The organism is Chryseobacterium sp. Leaf394, from assembly GCF_001424105.1.
GTDB lineage: Bacteria > Bacteroidota > Bacteroidia > Flavobacteriales > Weeksellaceae > Chryseobacterium.
In genome coordinates, this window is the sequence record NZ_LMQH01000011.1 from 1,474,877 (window position 1) to 1,499,712 (window position 24,836).

Sequence of the window (24,836 nt, forward strand, 5' to 3'; positions counted from 1 at the left end):
TATTTTAAAAATTTTATAAAAAAATTAAACTAAATATTTTCTAAATTTAGAACTTATCTTATCTTTACGATACCAAACCCCACTATAAAATGTATGAACACGGCATTCTGGAAATGCAATACAATAAACTGCAGACCGACTTCAGGGCGGAAGCTGTAGCTGTAAATCTGATGAAGTACCACAGCGCGCTTTCTCTGGTTTTTGTAGAGCGTCTGGGAATCAATGACAGAGCTTATCTCAAAGATATTAAAACCATCACCAAACAGTATCTTGGTTTTGATGATGAGATTTACAATATTAAAACGTATCGCGAAGGTATTTATGATTATCTTCCGGAAGGTATTTTCCATCCGCCATCACTCAATTCAAAACGGAATAACGTAGAAAGCGTTGTAAAGGAAATACGCCGCCAAAAAAAGGTAGAAGATGACGCACGGAAATTTTTCCGGCCTTTCGAGCTTGAAGTATTTTTCACAGAAATTACCGCTTTACTGAAGGAGCAGGAGTTTGATCTTAACAGTCAGACCGATTCTCTCATCAAAACGTTCAGCGAACTCTGGCCACTTATAAAACTTCTTGACAGAAATTCTGCATGTATTTTTGTCTATATTCTACCTTTCCTGCATAAAATAAGAGGTGACAAAAGACTTTTTGAGCAGTGCCTGAGTGCATTTCTCGAAATTCCTGTTGAAGTGACTTTTGAAGCAAGAATTCTTGAAAAAATAGAGGAGGAGAGCAGTTCTGTATTTCTGGGAAATTCACGTTTGGGATTAGATTATATCCCAAGTGGCAGACATTTCGACGGTGAAAGAAACTGGGTCGTGAACATCGGTCCCATCCCATATGACAGAATGAAAGATTTTGTGGAAGGAAGCCGTTTCAAAAAAACCCTTACCGCATTTTATGAATATTGCCTGCCTCTGAATACAGATTTTAAAGAGAATTTTGTTACGGAAAAGCGGCCGTCTTCATTTGTGCTGGATGAGGAAGAAGAAAACCAGACAAGACTGGGATATTCTACATTTCTCTGAATTTATTTACTATATTTACAAGACAAACATTACACAAACTTAATTTGAAAAAGAAATTATGGACGTTTCTTCAGTAAAAGGTATTTTTCTACGGTACATTCTTATGCCGCTTATAGCGGTAATCATGATGTTTATTTTGGGTATAATTACCCGAAACAAACCTGCTGTAAAAATTCGCACTGTTATCATTTACATTCTTCTGTGCAGTCTCTGCCTGGCAATTCCCGGATTTTTAGGCTACTTGGGCAACACATTCAATCCTTACGGGTATCTGATCTCTCAGCTTATTTTTTTACTGCTGGGTATTTTACATGTCAATCTGCTGCATAGGTTTTTCAGAAAACATTTAAAATCAAATGTATTTATTGTATTGTTTGAGAGTATTCTTTCTGTAACCTGTACTTTGGCAGGCGGATATTTATTCGTTTTAATTTTCAGATGGGTAAGTAAAGATACCGGATATCCGGTGATGGCAGCCACCAGTTTAATTACATTCTTTGTACCATTGGTATTTTACTATTGCTATATTCAGCTCATCAGCATTCCTGTGGATATTTACAGAACGTGGCACTATAGTCCCGACCAAAAGCTACCGGACTTTGACGGAGTTGATTTTGACCGTCTAATGGTTTTAAATGTTGAATTGAGTAAAAATCTAGAAGACTCCAACAGATTCAGAATTAAAGCTAAAACACTTCCTACAGGCATACATTTTGGTGATTGGTTTTACAGGGTTGTGGATGATTACAACCACAAAAATCCGGGATCTGTTATTCATCTTACGGACAGTTCGAGAGAGTCGTATTACTGGATATTTTATATTAAAAAATCATTTTTCAGCTTTAGAAAATATATTGATTTTGAAAATGATATCAACACCAACGGTATCAGAGAAAACGATGTCATCATCTGTAAAAGAGTGATACAGCATCAGGAAGAAGGCAAACTGAATAACACAAAATATTAATCATAATGATACAGCCAATTAAACATCCCGGCATCAATTGGGTAGATGGCATGAAGGTTTCGCAGAGACATCTTAATGAGCAGGATAACCATCTTTTAGATCATATCAGGGATTCCAATTCAATAAAAATCAGCAATTACAATTACGGATTGCTTCCGATTTCAAATGAATACACAGATAAGACAGTCTTTGATGTTCACAATACAGCCACCAACGACGTCCAGCTTACCATAAAAAACTGTAGCGCAGTCACTGCAGCTGGTTACCGTATTGAGTTGAGAGACAGGAAGGTGAGTGTGAAATCTCTTGCTAAATTTATTAACTTCGAAGAAAATAATACCGACGGGGAATTTTACATTCTGGTTTCGGTAAATCCCTTCGAAAAAGTACCGTTCGGAGATATTGATGCAGACGAAATTCCGCCAAGACATCCATATTCCCAGCCCAATTACCATATTGAACTGCTACCTTTGCAGTCTGTAAACCAAGGATATGCCGGTGGAAATTATCTGGTAATCGGAAAGGTAAATCTGAAAGGTAATATTGCACAGGTTGACAGTAATTTTATTCCGCCGTGTACTTCAGTTCAGAGTCATCCGTCATTGTTGGAATATTACAACAGTTTTGCAAAATATATCGGAAACCTGCAGCAGTATTCATTTAAAATAATTCAGAAATCTTCACATAAAAATGCTAACACAGCATTGGCAATCAACGTGAAAAATCTCTGCACAACGATGGTAAATACATTTGCAGATGTGTATTTTCAGTTCAGAAATGTGGTTCCTTATGAATCACCTATATTTTTAACTGAAGTATTCTCGAAACTGGCTTTAAAAATTTACAATTCCACACAGATGATTGTTCCTGCAGAACTGGAAGAGATGCTGAATTACAGTCTGGAATGGAGCGAAATAGCGCCGCACACCCTTCTCAATCAGCTTTCAACGGTTGCTGAAATTAATTATGACCATCATAATTCTGGCGATCATCTGTTTCAGATCCAGCTGTTAATGAGAAGTCTTGATACTATTTTTGCTAAACTCAGCGAACTTGAATACATTGGTCAGCGTAAAGAAAATATTATTGTCACTGAGCAGGAAGTGAGTTCAAACAGCAATCCTAAACGCGGTTGGAGTGTTTTAGATTAAAAAATACAATAGGGGCATTTCAAGAAAATGTCCCTATTTTTTTACTAAGATTTTCTCGGTGGCCTGTCTGCTCAGAATTTCTTTAGAATTATTGATCTCGATTGTCATTGATTTGTCGAAATTTTCTATTTTGAGAACCAAAATTTCTGTGTTTAGTAACAGATTTTTATCTGTAAGATACGTCAGAAAGCCGTCATCAGATAGAGTGAGCGATGTGAAAATTACTCTTTCACCAACGGCACAGTTTGACAGTTGCAGCAAATCCTGAGCAATGATATTTCCTTTCTTATCTGGAATCGGTTCACCGTGCGGATCGTATTTTGGAAAATTTAAAATTTCATCCATTTTATCGAAAAAAACCTGCGAATGTACATGTTCCAGCTGCTCCGCAATTTCGTGCACATTTTCCCAGCCAAAATTCATTTTCTGCACCAGGAACATTTCCGTAAGGCGGTGTTTTCGTACAACCAGAGCCGCTTCACGCATTCCGGAAGACGTTACGGTGAGTGGTTTATAGGTTTCGTAAATAACCCAGTTTTTTTCAGCAAACTTTTTCATCATGTTGTTTGTGCTGGGCATTTTCACATTCAAAAACTTGCTCAGTTCGTTGATTGTCACCTTGTTTTCGGAATCAACCAAATGAAAAAGTGCTTTGAGATAATTTTCTTCGGTAAGTGTTGCTTTCAAAATGTTAGAAACTTTTAAATACAAATCTAACAAAATAATGTTTCATGAATAAAAATTTACATTTAAATTTTATCTTTACGGGATGAAAATTTCTTTTAAAAACGATTATTCGGAAGGAGCTCATCCTGCTATTTTAAGGGCTTTAGTGGATCATAACGAAAATCAGCAGGCGGGTTATGGAGAAGATATTTATTCGTTAAAAGCCAAAGAATTAATCAAGAATAAATTAAAGTCTGAGCACTCTGAAATCTATTTTGTTTCCGGCGGAACCCAGGCTAATTTGATTGTAATTTCGTCCATTTTAAAACCTTATCAGGCAGTCATTTCTGCAACTACCGGACATATTCTGAATAATGAAACCGGCGCTATTGAAGCAACAGGACATAAAATTTTAGGGATAGAAACTGCTGACGGCAAACTACGACCTTCAGATATTATTCCGATTCTTGAAAATCATAAAAATGTTCCTCATCAGGTGATGCCGAAACTGGTTTACATTTCAAATTCTACAGAGTTGGGAACGATTTATCAGAGAAAAGAATTAGAAGAACTTTCTCAGTTTTGTAAAGAAAATAATCTTTATCTTTTTATGGACGGAGCAAGGCTTGCGCAGGCTCTGACTTCGGAAATCAATGATGTGAATTTTGAAGATCTGGCTGAATTAACTGACGTTTTTTACATCGGTGGGACAAAAAACGGAGCTTTGCTAGGAGAGGGCATTGTCATTAATAACGCAGAATTGCAGCAGGATTTTGCATTTAATATCAAACAAAAAGGAGCACTTTTGGCTAAAGGAAGGCTATTGGGAATTCAGTTTCTGGAACTTTTTAAAGATGATTTATACTTTCAGCTGGGAAAAAATGCAAATCTTCAGGCGATGAAAATTAAAAATTTTATGATTGATAAAGGAATCAGATTTCTGAGTGACACATCGACGAACCAAATTTTTCCGATCTTGAATAATTCTGTCATTGAACAGCTTTCAGAAAAATTTGAATTTTATGTCTGGCAGAGAACTGATAAAACCCAATCAGCGATTCGGCTCATTACATCGTGGAATACAAAAGATTTGGCAACTGATCAATTTCTGGATGAACTGAACGAACTTCTATAAAAAAAACAGCCAATTGGCTGTTTTCCTATTTTAATAATTTACTTATTTTTTCACAATCAACAGATTCCAGTTTCTGGTCTTCGGGATATGAAATTTTCTTTTCGTTGGCGTAAACCATTTGTCCGCCATTATCTTTCTGATCGCCTAAGCCTTCAAAAAGTGAATTATCTTTCTGTAAGAAGAAAATATCGCGTTTGCTGGTGGTTCCTTCAGAGGCGAATTCATAAGTCAGCTTCAGCGTATCTCCAGATCTGAAACCTGTAACATCACCTTTAGAACTGTCTTTTTCGTGATTTTTGTAAGCAAGTTTACCTATCAAAGTTCCTAAATTATCGTCGATGCTGGCGACAACTGTATCTTTACCGGTTACTTTCATGTAGCAAAAAGTTTTGGTGCCCAAAGTGTCAACCGGTTGCTGAACAGTTTCGGCAGAATCTGTTTTCACAGGATCCTGTTTTGAAGTTTCTTTTTTCTTGCAACTTAGAGCAAGTACGCTCAAAACGCTGGCAAATATTAATTTTTTCATTAGAATTGATTTTCTTAAATTTTGGTTAGGCTAATTTAAGCAAGATATTACAAACTGTCTGAATTTTTTGAGTCTTAACCTCTGTAAAATTGAATTATAAAAAATCCTATAATTTATATTATGTTAACTTTTGTATTTCGCAGAGTTTCCATTTTGTCTGCAAACATGGTTGAATCCACTCTTTTAGAGCTTGAAGATGTAAAATAGAATTTTTGTTCCTAATCTGTAAAAATATAATTTTCAGCACATTTTTTCATTTTACAGGAACTTAAAATGCCGGTATAAATTCATTCAGAACTGAGGAACAAAAAAATACTTTTTATCTGAAACTGCAGACTTGGAACGGATTTACATAAAATTTTAAAATGTCCGCAACTTAATAAAAATTTCCGTAGGAATCTCAACGCACTGAAAATAAGGCAGTTTAGATTCCGACGGAAAGACAAATGACTGCTGATCATGACCTCTGTGTTTTAAAACGCTTTAGGAAATTTTTAAAATTTAAAATCACCATTTAAAATTTTAATGATTGAGTATACAGCAACTTCCAAACTTTCAATATTTAAATTCACTATTTCATCAGAAATCTGAACTTATCTTTATTTTTAAGCGCAATTCCAGTTCCGCGAACGACCGCTCTTAAAGGATCTTCCGCAACAAACACCGGCAATTCCGTTTTTCTGTGAAGTCTTTCAGCTAAACCATTCAACAATGCGCCACCGCCTGCCAGAAAAATTCCTGTTTTGTAAATATCTGTTGCCAGTTCCGGCGGAGTTATTGACAGGGTTTCAAGAATGGCATCTTCAATTCTCATAATCGACTTATCCAAAGCTCTGAAAACTTCTTTATAACTCACCATAATTTCTTTAGGTTTACCCGTAATTAAATCCCGTCCCTGAACTGCAATATCATCTAAATCAAAATCAAGTTCTTCCAGTGCAGAACCGATTTCAATCTTGATTCTTTCGGCTGTTCTCTCACCAATATTCAGGTTATGCTGCGTTCTGATAAAGTATGAAATATCATTAGTGAAAACATCTCCTGCAATTTTTAATGATTTGTCAACAACAATTCCACCTAAAGCTATGACGGCAATTTCAGTAGTTCCGCCGCCAATATCTACAATCATATTTCCCTCAGGACTTTCAACATCAATCCCCGCTCCTATGGCTGCTGCCATTGGTTCGTAGATTAAAATAACTTCTTTAGCATTTACCTTCTGAGCGGAATCCCGCACTGCTCTTTTTTCAACTTCAGTAATTCCCGACGGAATACAGATTACAATTCTAAGTGCCGGCTGTATCAGTTTACCCTTGATCTGTGTGATCTGCTTGATAAATTCTTTTATCATATGTTCAGATGCATGAAAGTCTGCAATAACACCATCTTTCAGCGGTCTGATTACTTTAATATCTTCGTGCGTTTTACCCTGCATCAGTTTTGCCTGAGTTCCTACCGCAATTGCCTTCCCTGTTAAACGATCAATCGCTACAATAGAAGGCTCGTCAATGACAATTTTATTATTGTGAATTATCAGTGTGTTGGCCGTTCCCAAGTCGATCGCAATCTCTTCCGTAAACATATCAAATATCCCCATCAATCATTATTTATAATCGATAAATGTACGGCTAAAACTTGTATTAAAAGTCCAAAACCACTGGATCTGGCTGTTAAACATAAGTTAAAATAAAACTTTCTTTCTTACATTTCTGATTACAAAAACTGCATAAATTTTATTTTCAAATACTATTTCATTATTAAATTGAAAAATTGCTTGAATTTCGGAATGCTGATTGCAGTATTTACGGGAGATTCTCTTCTGTTTTGAATCTTTTTTTCATAAATTAGACAAACTCCAAATTTCTCCACTCATGAAAGCATTAGTTATTGGTGCAACAGGCGCCACAGGCAAAGATCTTGTACAGCAACTTCTCAATGATCCTGATTACACAGCTGTCGATATTTTCGTCAGAAAACCTTTGGGAATATTTAATGATAAACTGACAGTTCATGTGGTAGATTTTAATAAGCCGGATCAGTGGAAAAATCTTGTAAAAGGTGATGTTGCTTTTTCATGCCTTGGAACAACCCTGAAAGATGCCGGAAGTAAAGACGCGCAATGGAAAGTAGACTACGACTATCAGTATCAGTTTGCCAAATCTGCCAGAGAAAATAATGTGGAAGATTTTGTTTTGGTCTCGGCTTACGGCGCGGATGCAAAGTCAAAAATATTCTATTCTAGGATGAAAGGCGAACTTGAAAATGCAGTCAGAGAGCTTCATTTCAACAAGATTACCATTTTTAAGCCCGGAATGCTTGAACGGAAAGATTCTGAGAGAAACGGCGAAGTTTTAGGTGGACGAATAATTAAATTTGCCAATAAAATCGGACTTCTGGAAAGTCATAAACCATTACCTACACAGATTCTGGCCAAAGCGATGATCAATTCAGCAAAAATAAAAAGCAGTGGATATTCCAGCATCAAACTCGGAAATATTTTTGCATTTGCAGATAAAGCATAAACTGGAATTATATTAAAAGAAAATGCCGAAGATAGTCTCCGGCATTTTTAGTTTCACCTAAAATTCAAATTCTCCAATCAGAATTTTGCTGTCGCTTTCAGGTTTGTTGTCTTTCTGATTCTGGAAAACAGCGATTTTTCTTTCCTGTCTGCCGTCAGAATAGTACAGATAAACTTCAGCCATAATCGTGGTTGGCCCCGAGAGAATATTCTGTCTCTCACCAAAGAAATTGGTTTTGATTTTATATTTTCCTTTAATTGCCTTCTTAAGCAAAAACTGTTCAGGACCAAAGCCCTGAGTGAAATCGTTGCTCAGTCTGCCACCAATTTGAGTAGATTTATGAGAATACGAGCAGTCCTCTCCTTTCGGGTCTGTTACCCAAAGATCGATGTCGGTATTGTCTTTATTCCAGTTGATCACAACGCGGATATCTACAGGCAAATCAGCTTTTAGACGGTCATCAATTTTACTTCCGTCCACATTTTTATTCTGCTTGAGGATGTTGTTGATTTCCATAATTAAGATTTCCTCAATACCGTTGTCACGACTGGCAATTTCATCTGTAAATTCCTGATATAATATTGATTTATAAATATTTAAAGCTTCCTGTGGTCTTTTATTATCAACCAAAGCCAATGCATAATCTCTGTGACTTTGAGCATCGAAAGGTCTCCACTCCAGAATTTTTTGGGTGATCCAAAGTTCTTTGTCGTAATGGCCACGCTGTTTCAGCAGATATGATATGATTTTGTACAGTTCTTCGTTTTCAAGATCGAGTTCTGCGAGTGTGCTTAAAACTTTTAAAGCCAATACTTTATCTCCTTTTTTAAACAGTAATTTTGAAATATCGAAGTAGTAAGTTACCTGCTTTTCGTGTTTTGATCTGTTCTCAAGATATTTCTGATAAATTACATCCGCTGACTGCAGATTCTGAAAATCTTTCATGTATTCTGCGGTACTTTCTACATCGACCAGAGTGATTTTTCCTTTTGGCTGGGATTCTCTTTCTTCCATTTTTGCCGCCCTCGATACTTCCATTGCCATATCTGATTTTCGTCTGATACCGAGAGCTCCAGTAACCATCACTTCTCTTATATCTCCAGAACTTACAGAATCTCTTTGAACAGTAGATTGATTTGTAATCTTTGGATATTCTTTTTTCTCGACAGATTTAAAATCTGTATTCCACCATGTTTTTAATTCTCTTGTTTTGTCGAACGCTTTGGATAAAAGATTTCTTCTCTGTTCTAAAATTCTTCCTTTATTTTGAGAAACGATCCTTTGATATTCCGCTTTCAATTCCTGTGGAGGCGTGATTTTATAACGAACATAATCATTAATATCATCCAGAACAATCAGACTGGTATTTTTGCTAACGATACCAAACTGTTCGCTGATGTTTTTTATATCTTCACGGTTTTTGGATGGGTTTATTTCCAGTTCATCAATTTTTCTCTGAGCCCAGAATTGTGCAATCTGCCAGTTTTCCGTTGATGAAGCATTGGAAAAATCTACAGTAAATTCAAATTTTTCACTTCCGTTTGAAAAGACCGCGGTCAGTTTTCCCAGATTTCCTGAAGTGATTCCAAAAATATTGACCGGCTCATTGACCACAGAACCAATGTTCGGAAAAACTTCCTTAATATTCGGATTATCTTTAAAACCTAAAAAACGGACAGGTAATTTTCTAAAATTCTTTAAAGCCGTCTGGGTATCGGTTTCATTTAAATTAATAAAATTACCGCCGGATTGGTTAGCGAGCATTTTCAACAGATTAAAATCTGAGGTTGGCGTACTCGTGATGCTGTTTAAAGGTTTTTTAAATTTAATATTTACATCTCCAAAATTTGAAATACCATCTGAAAATAAGAGATACTCTTCGACCCCATTTATTTCTTTCAGAGCTCCGAAATCAGTGCCACCATCGTATTTTAGGTTTAAAATTTTCGTTTTTAAATCTATCCAATTTCCCTGTGAAACAGTAAATTCCTCTGCTTTGTCTAAAGTATTGCTTAAAGTAACCAGAGAAACTGAAACATTTTTGTTGTCGGTGAAATATGCATTTAAAAAATCCAGTTCCATGTCACGGTTTCTTTTTGATCCGCTGTAGGAATTATCCCAGATAATGGCTATTTTCTGAGATTTTGCTTTCTCTTTTTGGGGAAAATCTACGTTGACGTTAGCCGCAAAATAAGACTGATCGCCCGACGCCTTCTGCAAAAGAACATTGGAAGTCTGATTGGTTTTAGGAATGTTAACTTTTAAACTTTCATTCGGTGTAAAATTCTCTTTTGAAATGGCTGCAATCCATTGATTTCCCTGCTTTTGAAAGGAAAAACTTCCATCGGGATTTTCGATGATTTTTGGCGTTGAAGCTCCATCATTGATCCAGACTTTCATTTCAAACTTAGGAATACTCACAGCTTTGGCAAAGCTCATAAAATATTGATATTCGGTTGGTGTATTTTTCAATTCCTGATGATATGTAATCTGAATGGTACGGCTTCCCTTTTGAGGCAACGGATAAATTCTTGTTCTGAAGTTATTTCCCTGAACTTTCTCGATAATTCCTGGATCAACATTTCGTTTTTCAATGCTTTCGAAAACCTCTTTCGCCCGTTCTTTGGGCACAGGTACAGCATTTCTGAGTTTTCCGTTGATGTCCAGCGCATATCCGCTTACACTCACCCCATCCGGAAGTGGAAAAGTGAGCGTTCCTTCCAGAAGTCTGTTACTGGGATTGTAAAATGTGTAGGTTGCCGTTGTAGTGGCAAGATTTCCTAAAATTTTTGTTTCAAATTTTGCATCCTGAAGAGTTACGGGATGCTTTTTTTCACCGGAAACCTCTAAGGTAGGAATCTGTGCAAACGCAGCTGTGAAAGCAAGCGTTGCCATTAAACTGATAACTTTTTTCATATTTGGTCTTTATAATTTAAACTAATTCAAATTTTAGTTTTTATTTAAAATTTGTGAACTGTGAATTGTGATTTTTTTTGATGAAAACTGTAAACTATCTTTTTGTTTTTTTTGGTGATTTCTCAGCAGGTTTTTTGGAGGAATTCTGTACATCTGCGGCGGCTTTTCCCGCTGTTTCCACTGATGCATCTTCTTCCATAACGGCAGCTTCCGGCATCGGCTCATCATAGTCAATTTTTTCTGCTGGCGTGAGCTCGAGAGTATCTTTTTTCAAAACATACGTGTAGCTTCCTGTAAGACTTTTGGGTTCTTTACAATCCCCTGCCATATCTGCTGCACCCGCGGAAAATTCAACTGTATTCGGTTCAAAAACACTGTAACGGCCGTCCATGTGGAAACAGGAATTTCCTGTGTCAAATTTTTCATTGTCGAATTGCAGAAAATGAAATTTGCTCTGTTCAGAAGGCAGATTAATCTTTTTCGCTTTTTTAAGCACTGCTTTTCCATCGGCTGAGATTGACTCAATTTTCCAGGTTGTTTTCTGGAAGACATTGGTTTGGGCACTGAGCTGCAATGTAAGTGCGAAGGCTGCGAGTGTAATGGTTTTTTTAAAATTCATAGTGATTTGGTATTTTAATTTTATTTATTTGGAATTACTGAAGCTGTTCCAACTGCTAAAAAAGGAAATGAAGACCGGATCTGTTTAGACACAATTCCAAAGTTATAACCCTGAATCTGTTCTACTCCACTGAAATTTACCGCAATCAGCTGTCCGCAGTTATTGAAAACCGGAGCGCCACTTGCACCGTGAGTAGAAGTTACACTGTATTGTATTTTCGTTCCGTCAGATTCTTTACTGATCTGGCCGTTGTACAGCTGAACTTTTACGCCTGAATTGGTCATTGCTAAATCCTCGCCTAAAGGATAACCGATCATAACAGCTTTTTCACCAGGTTTCAAGGCTTTATCATCTGTGACAGAATTTTCAAGACTGACGGTATTTACAACTGTATCGGGAGTCTGTTTATTTGAAAGCTGCAGTATGCCGAGGTCTACGCCTTCTTCGTCTGCAATTTTTTCAACTGTGCACGGCAACCATTCATCAGAAGAATCGTGAAGTGCCACGGCGATGTCCACAGTTTTCATATAGACCTGAATTTCATCCTGAGAAACATAGTCTTTTTGAGGAATCGAAGCTGCGATATCTAAAGGTTCGCCAACCGTATCACTTACTGATGCATCAGACGAACTCACAAAATCTTCACCCGAATTCCCTTCTGAACCTTCGTCATAATCTTCGCCATCGCCCTCTTCATAATATTCTGAAGAAGCATTTCCCCAGTTGGAGGCGATGAAGGTTTCGTAACCGTCTTCAGAAATATCTGTCGTTAAAATTGAAGCGATTTTCAGTTTGAAATTGTTGGTGTTGGTAAGAATTCTTTCTTTATTTTCGGCTGTGTTCCATGGTTGTAAAACGTGACTGTTGGAAATCATATTTCCATTTTTGTCAACGAAAAAAGCCGTTCCGTAAAGTGTTTCCTCGGTAGCTTCAGGAACGCTGAGCTGAATTTCTTTGCCCTTGATTCTTGCGAAGTAGCCGTAACGGTGTTTCACCATCACCACAGCATCTTTGTATGCATCGTAAATTTTGGTATCGGTGTCGAGACAGGCGTTTTCCACAATTGGTTCTGCTGTCTGACTTTCTTTGTAAAATTTATATCCGAACCAGGAAATTCCACTAAGAAGAATAATTCCGCCGAGACTGAAAAAAGCAATTTTGTAGGGATTTTTCTTTTTGTTTTCAGGAGTTGCTGTCGGAGGAACTGTTACAGGTTTTTCTGAAACTTCATCATTTTGAATCTCCGTAGTTTCAGTCTGAATTTCATTTTCCGGCGCGGAGGGCTCTGAAAACTCATTCTGTTGCGAATTATTTTCAGGCTGTCTGTTTTCCTTAAAATCCTCACCGGATTCGTGATGGTCGTTATTCATTTGTGATTTTGATTTAAATTTTAATAAAAAAATGTTGACTCTAAAAAATAGAATCAACATTGATAAATTTATAAATATTTTTTGAATTTATTTTAAATTATTTAAAGCTTTTTCAAGTTTAGGCATCATTGAAGAAATTTCTTCGGTTGCCAAACCTCCTACTGAAGCTCTGAACCAAGGCTCAGATTTTGCCTCACCAAAAGCAGAAAACGGCACCAAAGCAACTCCCGCTTCGTTGATTAAGTAGAAAACCAAGTCCGAAGAATTTTCAATTACTGTTCCGTCGGGTTTTGTTTTACCGATGTAATCTAGTTTAATAGTCAGATACAGAGCACCCATCGGCTCGATAGATTCTACTGCAAGACCCTTTCCTTTCAAATCCTGAATACCGGCGTGAAGTACCTTTAAACTTGTCTCCAGTTTACCTTTGAAATCGTCGATAAACGCATTCACATCTGCAGCATCTTCAAAATATTTAGCTGTTGCTTCCTGCTCAGGCTTTGGTGCCCATGCTCCAACGTGGGTAAGAAGCGCTTTCATTTTGTCAATAATGTGAGCCGGACCAAATCCCCAACCTACACGAACTCCCGTTGCAGCAAGACATTTTGAGATTCCTTCAATGTAAATTGTGTATTCTCTCATTTCAGGGAAAAGTGAAACCGGATCTACATGTTCTGCACCAAAAGTCAGGTTTGAATAGATCTGATCATACATTAAGTACAAAGGTTTCTCGTCTTCACTTCTGTTTTTGTTTTCTTCTAAAATCAATTTACAGATTTCTGTCAGCTGGTCTTTTGTAAACATCGTTCCCGTAGGATTTAGAGGAGAACAAAGCGCAACCAGAACTGCACCAGACAAATGAGGTCTTAAGTCATCAGCTGTGGGAAGAAAATTATTTTCCGGAGTTGTTTTTACTTCAATAGCATCTGCAGATGTAAGGTAAGCGTAATGGTTGTTATTCCATGACGGAGTAGGGTAAACTACTTTGTCGCCTTCATCTACAATCGTTTTGTAAACAGCGTAGATCAATGGTCTTGAGCCTGCAGTAATCAGAATATCGTTGGCATCGTAATCAAGATTCCATCGGTTTTTAAGGTCGTTTGAAACCTGTTTTCGTAAAGATAATAGTCCGTTTGCGGGCGGATAGTTGGTTAAATTATTCTGATATGCTTTTTGAATTTCCTCCTTTAATTTTGCAGGAATCGGATAGATATTAGAATTTAAATCACCAATCGTAAGATTTGCAATCTCTGCTCCTTTTGCCTTTAAATCATTTACTTCATTACCGATTTTTACAATCTCAGAACCGATCAGGTTCGCCGCTAATTTTGAAACTTTCACTTTACTTTTTATTTAAATTTATTTTAATATTGTTGACAGAATATTAAGTATTAACATTCCATTTAATCCAATTGCAAATCTGTTTTAATCTGCTGAATTTTTGCTTCAAGAGTCTGAATTTTCTCTTCGAACTCTTCTTTTGATGCCAAAGAATCTTTTACTGAAACATAGAATTTAATCTTCGGTTCCGTTCCCGAAGGTCTTACGCAAACTTTCGTTCCGTCTTCTGTATAATAGATCAAAACGTTTGATTTTGGAATATCGTTCATCGTTTTGGTTACATTTTCAGCAACAACAAAATTCGTCTGCTCTTTGAAATCCTTAACTTCTGCAACCGGCGATCCTGCCAATGATTTTGGTGGATTTTCACGGAAATTCTTCATCATATTCTGAATTTCTTCTGCACCGTCACGTCCTTTTTTTACAATGTTGATTAATCCTTCGTAGTACAATCCAAGTTCCTGATAAATTTCGATAAGATACTCGTACATCGTTCTGCCATTGGCTTTGCACCACGCTGCGATTTCACACGCAAGAACGATACTTCCACAAGAATCTTTATCACGGACGAAATCTCCGGTCATAAACCCGAAACTTTCTTCGCCACCACAGATGAATTTTTCTTTTCCTTCAAAATCACGGATCATTTTCCCGATCCATTTGAATCCGGTGAGTCCAACTTTGCAGTCAACACCGAATCTCTGAGCGATATCAAAGAAAATATCAGACGTTACGATGGTAGAACCGATGAATTCTTTTCCTGTAATTTTTTCCTGCTTTCTCCATTCGTTTAAGATGTAGTAAGTCAGAATAGTATTGCACTGATTTCCGTTAAGAAGCTGCATTTCGCCTTCAAGATTTCTCACCGCAATTCCCAGTCTGTCGCCGTCCGGATCTGTTCCGATCACGATATCTGCATTGGTAATTTTTGCAAGATCCATCGCCATTTCCAAAGCTGCAGGTTCTTCCGGATTCGGAGAATCTACTGTTGGGAAATTCCCACTTGGGATCATTTGCTCGGTTACCAAATCTATTTTTTTGAATCCTGCTTTTTCTAAAGCCTTTGGAACTGTTGTATAGGTTGTTCCGTGAATAGATGTGAAAACGATATTCAGATTTCCTTTTTCAACATTTTGATAAGTGGAATTTTCGATACAGGCGTCGATGTAAACGTCGTCCTGCTCCTCGCCGATCCATTCAATTAAATCATCATTTCCATCAAATTTAATTTCTTCAAATTTAACAGAATAAACTTCGTTGATGATTGCTTCGTCATGAGGCGGAACTATTTGCGCACCGTCGTTCCAATACACTTTATAACCGTTATATTCTGGTGGATTATGGGAAGCCGTAAGAACAATTCCTCCCGTACATTTTCTGTCACGAACGGTGAAAGACAATTCCGGTGTAGGTCTGTGGTCTTTGAAAAGCAAAACTTTTATTCCATTTGCCGTCAATACATCAGCCACCAGTTTTCCGAATTCTTTTGAGTTATGACGTACATCATAAGCGATAGCTACACTAATTTCTTCATTTGGAAATTGCTTTAACATATAGTTCGCAAGTCCCTGTGTTGCCTGACCTAACGTGTATTTATTTAAACGGTTGGTTCCAACACCCATCACGCCTCTCATTCCTCCTGTTCCGAATTCTAATTCACGGTAGAAAGAATCTTCCAAGTCTGGAGAATTGCTGTTGATTAAAGCCTGAACGGCGTCTTTTGTTTCCTGATCGAATGTGTCGCTAAGCCAAAGTTGTGCTTTTTCTAATGTGGATATTTCTGACATATTATATTTTTGTGTCTATTTAATTACTAACTGCTGCTGGTATAAAACTGCCAATTCCGGCTACTGCTAAAATTCCTGCAATTAACCCAACAGTTTTTCCTGTGCTGGGCTTTTTTATCTGTAATATTTTGTTTTTGTTAAGCTTAATTTCTTGATCTTTCTGTTTTCCAGTGATGGAATCTTTTGTCTGACTGACGAACTTAAACTGTCTGATCTTTTTATAATCTCTGGTTTCTATGATATAATTTGTGTTCTGCTGTAAAACTGAATAATCAAAATTATTGTCAGAGCTGACTTTTGTTGACACACAGGATGTTACCAAAACAAATGTCATAGAGAAGCAAATTAAAAATTTCTTCATATTTAAATGGATAAAAACTGATTATTAAATCAATTATTGCAATTTTTTATTCTCCACCTTCGTTGTTTTCTCCACTTTAAAGGCACGGATTGGATCGTTGTAATATACAAATTTTGAAGTATTCTGAATATTTCCTTTCAAAGAATCTTTCACATTGACCTCTGCATAATTTCCGTTTTTGGAATCTATTTTTAAATTTTCAATTCTCCAGTACGGCGCAATCAGGCTTGCAGTATCTGAAATTTTGATGACTGCATCTTTGGTCTGTCCTAAAAAGTTGGCGCGGCTACGGTTCAGCATTTCCACTTCAGCCCTTCTGGTGTTTACGGAACCCATGAAAGTGGCATGATTTTTAAGATTTAATCTGAAATTATCTGTTTTAATTTCACTTGAAATATTCATCTCAACAGAATCTGCAATCGAAACTTTTTCAAGATTGTATTTAGAATAAATGATGACATTGTAGAAGTCTACACCTTTCGTTTTTCTGTTTTCCCTGATTGAAAGTGTCTTATCTTTCACTTCCACATCCAGATTGTCAGCGATGTTGGGATAGGTTTCTATTTCCACATAATTTTTATTACTTCTCGCATAAAACACACGGAACTTCCCTTCCATATCTAGGTTTACAAACTCTTCAACATTTACTTCCTTATTTTCGATGTTGCCTTCGGGGGAAATTTTTCCACACGAGATTACCAACGCTGAAATTAAGATTGAATAAGCAACTTTTTTCATTATTTACTTTTTTTATAAAGCCACGTCAGTGGTTTACCTTCTGTATTGGTCAGAAGAAGATATTTATCTTCCACTAACGAATAATTAAATTTTATTGGTTCGGGCAGATCAGAATACTGCATCATTAAAATCCCGTTTTTTAAAGTGTACGAACCTTTACTGTTATTTTTACTTCCCAAAGATGAAAAAGACAAATCATTTTTAAATTCCAAAGTGCCCGTTCCATTCTCCTTTTTGGTGTTATTCAGCATTTTACTGTCGACTTCATTTTTCTTTCCGTCATTAATACTGATAAATTCCCATTTGGCAGTTATCGGTTCACTGGTTTTTATCTCCGTGCATGAAAATAAAAAAAGACTTAAAATGATCAGGCAATATTTCATACAATTTATATCACTTCATCAATATTATAATTCTTATGCTCACGGTTTGTTCTGATAATCATTTCACCTAAAAATCCTGCAATGAAAAGCAAAGTTCCCATCAGCATCATTGTCAAAGCAATGAAAAACCAAGGATTATTGGTAATTAAATGACCGTAAATTCCACGTGCAACATCAATCAGTTTTGAAACGCCCAGCCAGAAAGCTGAAAGAAAACCTACGATAAACATAATCGTTCCTACCGCACCAAAAAAGTGCATTGGTCTTCCCCCAAAACGGCTTACAAACCAAAGTGTTACCAAATCTAAAAAGCCTCTGATGAATCTTTCAGTTCCGAATTTTGAGGTTCCGTAAGGTCTTGCCTGATGCGGAACTTCTTTTTCGGTAATTCTTCTGAAACCTGCATTGGCAGCCAAAACAGGAATGTAACGGTGCATATCTCCGTACACATCAATTGATTTTACAACCTGTTTCTTATATGCTTTCAAACCGCAGTTGAAATCGTGAAGATAAACTCCCGAAACCTTTCTCGCCGCAGCGTTGAAGAGTTTTGAAGGGATATTTTTGGTCATAACATTGTCAAAACGCTTTCTCTTCCAACCGGAAACGATGTCATAATTTTCTTCCATTACCATTCTGTAGAGTTCAGGAATTTCTTCGGGAAAATCCTGCAGATCGGCATCCATTGTGATAATTACATCACCGTGAGTTCTTGCGAAAGCGGCATGAAGCGCCTGAGATTTTCCGTAGTTTTTAGAAAATTTGATCCCGTGAATCTGGGGATGCTGTACTTTAAGATTTTCAATAATGCTCCACGAAAGATCTGTGCTTCCGTCGTCTACAAACCAAACTTCGTACGATAAATTGCTGGTTTCGCACGTTTTGTCAATTCTTGAAAAAAGTTGTTCCAAAGAATCTTCTTCGTTCAGCAACGGAATAACTATAGATAAATTTATATTATTCAAAGTGAATTTTTATTTGCTTTAAAATTAATTATTTCGGATATAATCTAATGCTTCATCAGGTGCAAAGACCGGAATTTCTGATGTAGAAAAATCTTTGATATTTCTTGTAACAATCCCCGTAATATTTTTTACTTGATGCGCACAGAAAATCTGAATAGCATCTTCGAAATCTTTATGATGAGATTTTAGAGATTTTTTGATGATATCTTCATCAACCGCAATTACATCTACAATCAGAAGCAAATCATCCAAAACTTGCCTAATCTCATTTTCTTTGAAATGTTTTTTGCAAATATAATGTGCTGTTGCAATTGTATGGGAAGATATAAAGATTGAAATTTTTTTAAGCTCACTTAATTCAAATATCTTTTTTGCCTCATAAAAAAAGTTCCCTCTCTCAATAATGAAATCTATTACAATGTTAGTATCAATATAAAATTTCATTTAGAGTAAATGTTTTTTTTCAAGATATTCTCTTCTGTAATTGTCTAAATCTTCATCGCTAACTTCCTTTGGAAATTTTAGACTTCCTGCAAGTTTTCGAACAATTGGAGACATTTCTTCCTCATCTGTTTTTTCCATTACTAAGCTCTCCAGATACTTCTGCACCATCTCAGAAAGGCTTCTCTGCGTACCTTTTGCATATTTTTTAGCCTTTTCGATGACGCTCTTTTCTATTGTTAATGTTAATTTAGTTGTCATTACACGTGTATTTTAAGCAAATATACGTATTGTAAAATATATCTGCAAATTTTTACGCAGCTTCCTCGTCTTCAGGCTTTGATTTTGTTCTGAAAAATGCTCCGAAAAACAATGACAAAATTAGGTAAAATATCAGTATCGCTGCAAAATATCCCGCAAAATGACTTGCTGAAAGCATATCTTTTCCTTTCACTGCTTCGTCGCTTACTCTCTGAAGGGTTTCCTTATACTTTTGTTCCAGTTCATCAATGTCTTTCTGGTGTTTTAACACCTTTTTTGCGGAGGTGTATTCTGCATTTAATTCAGTTCTCTGTCTTTCTACATACTGATAATTCAACAGTTTTTTGGCATCCCTGTCAACAAAATTCAGGAAAAGAAAAATGGTGATTACCGATAAAAATCCACCGATGAACATGGGATAAAATGCTCTGCTGAAGGCTTCCTTAAAAGTTACATAACGGTTATTGTTCCAATGGGTTTTTACAGACCAAAAGGCAGTTCCTGCATATAAAACGGGAAGAAGGAAAGCATTCACTTTCAGTGAGATATCAAAATAATTGATTCCGGAGAAAAAAGCATATACTACAAAAAAGACAGTCATTGTAGCAATAAAAAGGATAATTCCGAAGGTGGTAGGACTTTTAGTCATGTTTAAAAATTTACAAAAAGATGAAAAATTATTAACTTAAATTTCAGCCGATTAGCCTTAATTTAGTAGGTTTTCATCCGATTTTTCTGTTATACAGTTTTGAGGTTTAATATTAATTCCTATATTTGCAACGGCAAGTCCTAAACAACCAGCTCCTGAGAATCCTCCAGGGTGGGAACGCAGCAAAGGTAATTGGTTGAGCGGTGTGATTTAGGTAGCTTGCCATTTTTTATTTTTTAAAATGAGAGATTAAGATGATTTTATTTAAATTACTTAATCTCTCATTTTTTTGTTATATCCCGAATGTTTCTCCTAATTTCGGTAAAATAAATTCCACATTTTTATCTGCGAATTGCTTTTGTGCTTCCTGATGATCAATTTCTATCGGAGCGAAAGTGTCAAAATGACAACCGATAACTTTTGGAGTTTTCAAAAGTTCTGCTGCTGCGAAAGCTGCTTTTTTTGCACACATTGTGTAATGACCGCCAACCGGAAGAATTGACAGGTCTAAATTCCCGTATAGAGCAGGAAATAACTGCATGTCTGCCATTACCCCGGTATCTCCTGCCAAATAAATGTTTTTACCTTCAGGCAGTCTGAATATATATCCAACAGGCACGCCTCCATAACTTCCGTCAGGAAACGAGCTTGTGTGATGAGCAGGAACCATTGAGATTTTTAAGTCATCGATTTTTGCAGAACCTCCAAGGTTGACATCGATGGTGTTTTTTGCATTGTTGAAATATCCGCAGATTTCAGGAACTCCAATAATCGTGGCTTCCGGATAATGTTCCAAAACCTCTTCCACATCAGCAATGTGATCTCCGTGTGCGTGTGTCAGCAAAATATAATCTATTTTCTGAGCTGAGATTTCAAATCCTGATTCAGCCTTTTTGTAATTGTAAAAAGGGTCGCAAAGAATCGTTTTGTCTTTATAAGTGAACAAAAAACAGTTTTGTCCTAAGAATTGTATTTTCATTTTATAATTTTTTATTGCACGAATTTTTTCGAATTTATCAAATGATGCTTCTCTATAATTCTATAAATATCTGATTTAGAGTCCAAAGTAATTCAATCCCAAAACCGTCAAAACAGCCATTACCAGCGTCAAAATCCCCACCTGCTTAAGGAACGGATCAAGTTCTCTCGGTATTTTTACAGACATAATCTGTCTTCTGATTTTCATCATAGGTAAAAGTAAAATCATCACGATAAACACATAATACTGCTGTGTCTGAAGGAATCCCTGGAGGCATAGAAATACAAAAATCAGGATTATCGGAAGTTGCAGAAGTACGATTTCATAAATCATTGCATTTTTAAAACCAATTCTTAAAGCAAAACTGTTTTTACCTGATAATCTGTCGCTTTCGATGTCTCTCATGTTGTTCAGGTTTAGAACAGCCATACTCATCATTCCGATCGCTGCACCTGGAAGCAAGATATCCCAGCTGAAGGTCTTGGTAAACAGAAAATAACTACCACAAACGGAAACCAATCCAAAGAAAATGAAAACGAAAATATCTCCCAATCCTATGTATCCGTAAGGTTTTTTACCGACAGTGTAACCAATTGCGGCTAAAATACAGGCAACACCCAAACCGATGAATATGTAAAATTCATCCATGTGTTCTGGGATAAATGCCAAATATAAAAGTGCAACTGTAGCAAGAAACGACAGCGCTGAGAATACAATTACAGCATTTTTCATCTGTTTTGCTGTAATTCTCCCTGAGGCAACTGCTCTTGCTTCTGCTTCAGTGGCTCTTACGGCATCAGTTCCTTTCACACCGTCACCATAATCGTTGGCGTAGTTTGAAAGAATCTGATAAAGCAAAGTCACTAAAAGTGCCAGTGCAAATATTTTCCAGTCCCAGGTTCCGCCTTCGCTGTAGAGTCGCCATTTTGCGATGAATGATCCCATGATAATTCCGCTCAGGGACAGCGGTAGAGTTCTCAGCCTTGCGGCATGTATCCAATCTTTCATAATGATGAGTAATGGGCAATAAGTAATGAGTAATATGTCATTGCACAGTACCCATTACTCATTACTTATATTAAGAGATCCACTGATCTTTTCCGAAATCCGGTTTTCTTTTTTCGAGGAAAGCGTTTCGGCCTTCTTTTGCTTCTTCGGTCATATAAGCCAGACGGGTTGCTTCACCTGCAAATACCTGCTGACCAACCATTCCGTCGTCTGTTAAATTCATCGCAAATTTCAGCATTCTGATGGAAGTCGGAGATTTGGCCAGAATTTCCTGAGCCCATTCGTAAGCAGTGTCTTCCAACTCGTCGTGAGGAATCACAGCATTCACCATTCCCATATCGAAAGCCTCCTGAGCTGAATAATTTCTACCTAAAAAGAATATTTCACGCGCTTTTTTCTGTCCGACCATTTTTGCTAAATATGCTGATCCATAACCGCCATCAAAACTCGTTACGTCGGCATCAGTCTGCTTGAAAATCGCGTGTTCTTTGCTGGCCAAAGTCAGATCGCAAACTACATGAAGTGAATGACCACCACCTACAGCCCATCCCGGAACAACAGCAATCACAGCTTTAGGCATAAAACGGATTAAACGCTGAACTTCCAGAATATTCAAACGGTGTCTTCCGTCTTCGCCAACGTAACCCTGCTGACCTCTGGCTTTTTGGTCGCCGCCACTGCAGAATGCCCAGACTCCGTCTTTAGAGCTTGGTCCTTCTCCTGAAAGTAATACTACACCAATAGACGGATCTTCTGATGCATCATAAAAAGCATCATACAGTTCTGAGGTTGTTTTTGGTCTGAAAGCATTTCTGATTTCCGGTCTGTTGAAGGCAATTCTGGCTACGCCGTTGCATTTTTTATAGGTAATATCGTCGTATTCCTTCACGGTTTTCCACTCGATCATTTTGTAATAATTTTGCCCAAAGATAAGGATTTAGGGAGAAATTTTGAGTGGAAATTTAATGATAATACAACGGAATTTAGTTTAAATTTTCTCTACTGATTCTATTTAACCTAATTTTTTCGGCTACCATCTCTTCCAGATAAATACCCTGTAACGGAACAGCCTGATGCCCATCGATTCTATAATAGGGTTGCTGAAATTTTTCGAGCACAGACCTTTGAAAATCTGAAATATCAACAGACGCTGTTCTTGGAAAATTCATGGGTTTTGATTTTAAAGAAATATCTGCACATTCAGCAGAATCTATGGGATTTCCTGCACAGGCCCATTTACCTCCTGCAGTCTTTGTTATATTAGGAAATGTACAAGGATGATGACGAAGTTTGCCGTAATGATTTCCTAAAACCACTATTGCTGATTTTTCTTTCGTAAAAACAGGTGCTCCATAATGATCGTAAGCATTAAACTTTATGATGTCGCCTGGAAAATATCCGTAGATTTTTTCTGTAACTTCATAAACACACTCATAACTACCATAATTTAAAGATCGGGTATTACAATAATAGGGATCAACTTTGTATTGAACACTTATTTTTTTGCCTTTAAATATCAGATAATCTAAAGCTGGTTGTAATGTACAAAAATCAAACATCTCGCACGGTTCCGGTACGAGCTGTACAACAATATTGTTTTTAACAATGTCTGATACGCTGTGCTTTTGCGGTACATAATGCATTTTTCTAAAATACAAAGTGTCTGACGGTCTGGCTTCAATCTCGTAATTTCCCAACTTATCGGTGTTCGTACTGTAGGCACTACTGTCAAAGTTCCCTAATTTCTCTTTCACATGAGCAGGTATAGCCTGATATCTCCAGATCGTATCGTTTATGCTGATTGTCATAGAAGATCTTCCTTTAGTGGTATCTTTTGCAATACCTCGTACAAGTATTTTCTGCGCACAGACAGGCAAGGAAATTATAAAAATTAAAAGCAGAACATAACTTTTTTTCATCATTAAAAGAAACTTTAAACATATTGGAACAACTTTTTTAACGACATTCAAAAAATTATATTGCATCGACAGTGATTAAAAAAATACAAAAATTTTTATCACCCTATCGATATTTATATTACATTTGAAGGACACAATCAATATTACGATGAAAAAAAAACAGAATTCCGCTCCCCCACTTTTGGTTTAGGTTTTCCCAATTTGGGATGGTTTAAACTAAAACCAATTCTTCCCGTCCCAATTTGGGACAGCTTCCCCTAAAACAGTTTTGCCCCGTCCCAATTTGGGAAAATTCCATTTTAATATGGTTTGCTTCAATCCTGTAATATTTAGATTTAAAATTTTATAATGCAATAAAAACAAAGCACAGCTATGAGTAAAATTAAATTAAAAAGCCTTTATGCAAAGGCGCTTCACCATTCAGAATTTGGGCAGCTGATCGTGAGACTTTTTGAAGATTTGGGATCTTCTTCCTTAAACCCTGACGATGATCCGAATGCTAAAAAACTTTTTACGGTTTTGCAAAATCAACTTCCTGCTTACAATGCAGGGCTTAATCAAGTGAGAGCCAGCGAGGAGTCTGAGGCTATTGCCAGGCTTGACAAGGAAAGAGATTCAGACATTCAGGCATTACGGGATTCTTTGAAACCGTACCGTAACGCAAAAAATACAGAGGAAGCTGATGCCTACAAAAAAATTCAGCTCTTGCTCTCGGAATACAAAAATGTGGACAACGATTCATACGAAGCCGAAACCAATCAAATTACCCAATTAATCAGCAGATTAGAAAGCAGTGATTTCAGCAATGCTGTTGCTCAGTTGGCCATCGGAAAATTTGTAAACCATCTTTCAGTTTCCAATGCGGCATTCAATAATCTTTTTGCTGAAAGGTCGTTTAAGACTTCACAGAAAAATGTTTCAGACATGAAGTCTTTGAGGAAAACATTAGCAGAAGATTATAAAAAGCTAACCACCTACATACTTGCGATGGCTTCTGTAGAAGAAAACGTAGAATCTTACTACAAAGATCTGCTGGCTATCATCAATAACGGCAGAGGGTATTTTTCTGATGTGGTTGTCTCAAGAAGACTTGGCAAATAA

25 protein-coding genes and 1 other RNA gene are annotated in these 24,836 nt (G+C 36.8%); 7 read left to right on the plus strand and 19 right to left on the minus strand.

Annotated features, from left to right (window positions below; translation table 11 throughout):
* The first annotated feature begins 89 nt into the window (after positions 1–89).
* The 3 genes from ASG21_RS11260 to ASG21_RS11270 are packed head-to-tail and all read left to right on the plus strand — an operon-like array spanning position 90 to position 3,149.
* Positions 90–1,031 (plus strand): type VI secretion system baseplate subunit TssG, encoded by a 942-nt coding sequence (locus tag ASG21_RS11260; protein ID WP_056079826.1) that lies wholly within the window; start codon positions 90–92, stop codon positions 1,029–1,031.
* 58 nt (positions 1,032–1,089) lie between these two features.
* Positions 1,090–1,998, plus strand: coding sequence for a TssN family type VI secretion system protein (locus ASG21_RS11265; protein ID WP_056079830.1), 909 nt, complete (start codon positions 1,090–1,092; stop codon positions 1,996–1,998).
* 5 nt (positions 1,999–2,003) lie between these two features.
* Positions 2,004–3,149: a hypothetical protein gene (locus ASG21_RS11270; RefSeq protein ID WP_056079833.1), complete on the plus strand. Its 1,146-nt coding sequence runs from the start codon at positions 2,004–2,006 to the stop codon at positions 3,147–3,149.
* Positions 3,150–3,182: 33 nt separating this feature from the next.
* Here ASG21_RS11270 and ASG21_RS11275 read toward each other — a convergent pair whose 3' ends face one another.
* The gene (locus ASG21_RS11275; RefSeq protein ID WP_056082349.1) at positions 3,183–3,836 is read right to left on the minus strand and encodes a metal-dependent transcriptional regulator; all 654 of its coding nucleotides are present in this window, start codon (positions 3,834–3,836) and stop codon (positions 3,183–3,185) included.
* A gap of 82 nt (positions 3,837–3,918) precedes the next feature.
* On the opposite strand from ASG21_RS11275, the gene ASG21_RS11280 reads away from it, so the two are divergent.
* Positions 3,919–4,950: an aminotransferase class V-fold PLP-dependent enzyme gene (locus ASG21_RS11280; protein ID WP_056079836.1), complete on the plus strand. Its 1,032-nt coding sequence runs from the start codon at positions 3,919–3,921 to the stop codon at positions 4,948–4,950.
* Positions 4,951–4,975: 25 nt separating this feature from the next.
* Here ASG21_RS11280 and ASG21_RS11285 read toward each other — a convergent pair whose 3' ends face one another.
* On the minus strand, positions 4,976–5,476 hold the full coding sequence (locus ASG21_RS11285; RefSeq protein WP_056079839.1) for a hypothetical protein: 501 nt from the start codon (positions 5,474–5,476) through the stop codon (positions 4,976–4,978).
* 571 nt (positions 5,477–6,047) lie between these two features.
* Positions 6,048–7,073, minus strand: coding sequence for a rod shape-determining protein (locus tag ASG21_RS11290; RefSeq protein WP_056079842.1), 1,026 nt, complete (start codon positions 7,071–7,073; stop codon positions 6,048–6,050).
* Between the two features lie 274 nt (positions 7,074–7,347).
* On the opposite strand from ASG21_RS11290, the gene ASG21_RS11295 reads away from it, so the two are divergent.
* Complete coding sequence (locus tag ASG21_RS11295) at positions 7,348–7,998, plus strand: NAD(P)H-binding protein (protein WP_056079845.1); 651 nt, start codon at positions 7,348–7,350, stop codon at positions 7,996–7,998.
* A 57-nt stretch (positions 7,999–8,055) separates the two neighbouring features.
* Here the strand turns inward: ASG21_RS11295 and ASG21_RS11300 are convergent, their stop codons facing one another.
* The 12 genes from ASG21_RS11300 to ASG21_RS11355 form a co-directional block, all read right to left on the minus strand.
* Positions 8,056–10,914 (minus strand): VIT domain-containing protein, encoded by a 2,859-nt coding sequence (locus tag ASG21_RS11300; protein WP_056079848.1) that lies wholly within the window; start codon positions 10,912–10,914, stop codon positions 8,056–8,058.
* A 94-nt stretch (positions 10,915–11,008) separates the two neighbouring features.
* Positions 11,009–11,533 carry a hypothetical protein gene (locus ASG21_RS11305; RefSeq protein WP_056079852.1) on the minus strand — a complete coding sequence of 175 codons (525 nt, stop codon included), beginning with the start codon at positions 11,531–11,533 and terminating at the stop codon, positions 11,009–11,011.
* A 20-nt stretch (positions 11,534–11,553) separates the two neighbouring features.
* On the minus strand, positions 11,554–12,903 hold the full coding sequence (locus ASG21_RS11310) for a serine protease (RefSeq protein ID WP_056079855.1): 1,350 nt from the start codon (positions 12,901–12,903) through the stop codon (positions 11,554–11,556).
* An 87-nt stretch (positions 12,904–12,990) separates the two neighbouring features.
* Positions 12,991–14,244, minus strand: coding sequence for an aminotransferase class I/II-fold pyridoxal phosphate-dependent enzyme (locus ASG21_RS11315; RefSeq protein ID WP_056079858.1), 1,254 nt, complete (start codon positions 14,242–14,244; stop codon positions 12,991–12,993).
* Positions 14,245–14,306: 62 nt separating this feature from the next.
* Positions 14,307–16,022, minus strand: coding sequence for a phospho-sugar mutase (locus tag ASG21_RS11320; protein ID WP_056082354.1), 1,716 nt, complete (start codon positions 16,020–16,022; stop codon positions 14,307–14,309).
* A gap of 28 nt (positions 16,023–16,050) precedes the next feature.
* Complete coding sequence (locus ASG21_RS11325; RefSeq protein WP_128414286.1) at positions 16,051–16,392, minus strand: hypothetical protein; 342 nt, start codon at positions 16,390–16,392, stop codon at positions 16,051–16,053.
* Positions 16,393–16,425: 33 nt separating this feature from the next.
* Positions 16,426–17,130 carry a DUF2807 domain-containing protein gene (locus ASG21_RS11330; RefSeq protein WP_056079864.1) on the minus strand — a complete coding sequence of 235 codons (705 nt, stop codon included), beginning with the start codon at positions 17,128–17,130 and terminating at the stop codon, positions 16,426–16,428.
* Positions 17,130–17,513, minus strand: coding sequence for a hypothetical protein (locus ASG21_RS11335; protein ID WP_056079867.1), 384 nt, complete (start codon positions 17,511–17,513; stop codon positions 17,130–17,132). Before ASG21_RS11335 ends, ASG21_RS11330 begins: the two co-directional genes overlap by 1 nt.
* 5 nt (positions 17,514–17,518) lie before the next feature.
* Positions 17,519–18,469 (minus strand): glycosyltransferase family 2 protein, encoded by a 951-nt coding sequence (locus tag ASG21_RS11340; protein ID WP_056082357.1) that lies wholly within the window; start codon positions 18,467–18,469, stop codon positions 17,519–17,521.
* Between the two features lie 33 nt (positions 18,470–18,502).
* Positions 18,503–18,922 (minus strand): PIN domain-containing protein, encoded by a 420-nt coding sequence (locus ASG21_RS11345; protein WP_056079870.1) that lies wholly within the window; start codon positions 18,920–18,922, stop codon positions 18,503–18,505.
* A complete protein-coding gene (locus tag ASG21_RS11350; protein ID WP_056079874.1) occupies positions 18,923–19,180 on the minus strand; it encodes a DUF6364 family protein in 258 nt (85 codons plus the stop codon).
* A 52-nt stretch (positions 19,181–19,232) separates the two neighbouring features.
* Entirely contained in the window at positions 19,233–19,829 is a 597-nt protein-coding gene (locus tag ASG21_RS11355; protein WP_056079877.1) for a DUF4199 domain-containing protein, read from the minus strand.
* A gap of 131 nt (positions 19,830–19,960) precedes the next feature.
* Here ASG21_RS11355 and ffs point away from each other — a divergent pair.
* Positions 19,961–20,057, plus strand: an RNA gene (ffs, locus tag ASG21_RS19945) — signal recognition particle sRNA small type.
* A gap of 64 nt (positions 20,058–20,121) precedes the next feature.
* Here the strand turns inward: ffs and ASG21_RS11360 are convergent.
* From ASG21_RS11360 to ASG21_RS11375, 4 genes are all read right to left on the minus strand, one after another.
* On the minus strand, positions 20,122–20,808 hold the full coding sequence (locus ASG21_RS11360; protein WP_056079879.1) for a metal-dependent hydrolase: 687 nt from the start codon (positions 20,806–20,808) through the stop codon (positions 20,122–20,124).
* A gap of 75 nt (positions 20,809–20,883) precedes the next feature.
* A complete protein-coding gene (menA, locus tag ASG21_RS11365) occupies positions 20,884–21,816 on the minus strand; it encodes a 1,4-dihydroxy-2-naphthoate octaprenyltransferase (RefSeq protein ID WP_056079882.1) in 933 nt (310 codons plus the stop codon).
* A 70-nt stretch (positions 21,817–21,886) separates the two neighbouring features.
* Positions 21,887–22,723: a 1,4-dihydroxy-2-naphthoyl-CoA synthase gene (locus ASG21_RS11370; RefSeq protein WP_056079885.1), complete on the minus strand. Its 837-nt coding sequence runs from the start codon at positions 22,721–22,723 to the stop codon at positions 21,887–21,889.
* A 76-nt stretch (positions 22,724–22,799) separates the two neighbouring features.
* Positions 22,800–23,738: a hypothetical protein gene (locus ASG21_RS11375; RefSeq protein WP_128414287.1), complete on the minus strand. Its 939-nt coding sequence runs from the start codon at positions 23,736–23,738 to the stop codon at positions 22,800–22,802.
* 369 nt (positions 23,739–24,107) lie between these two features.
* Here ASG21_RS11375 and ASG21_RS11380 point away from each other — a divergent pair, with 369 nt between their 5' ends.
* Entirely contained in the window at positions 24,108–24,836 is a 729-nt protein-coding gene (locus tag ASG21_RS11380) for a DUF6261 family protein (RefSeq protein WP_056079891.1), read from the plus strand.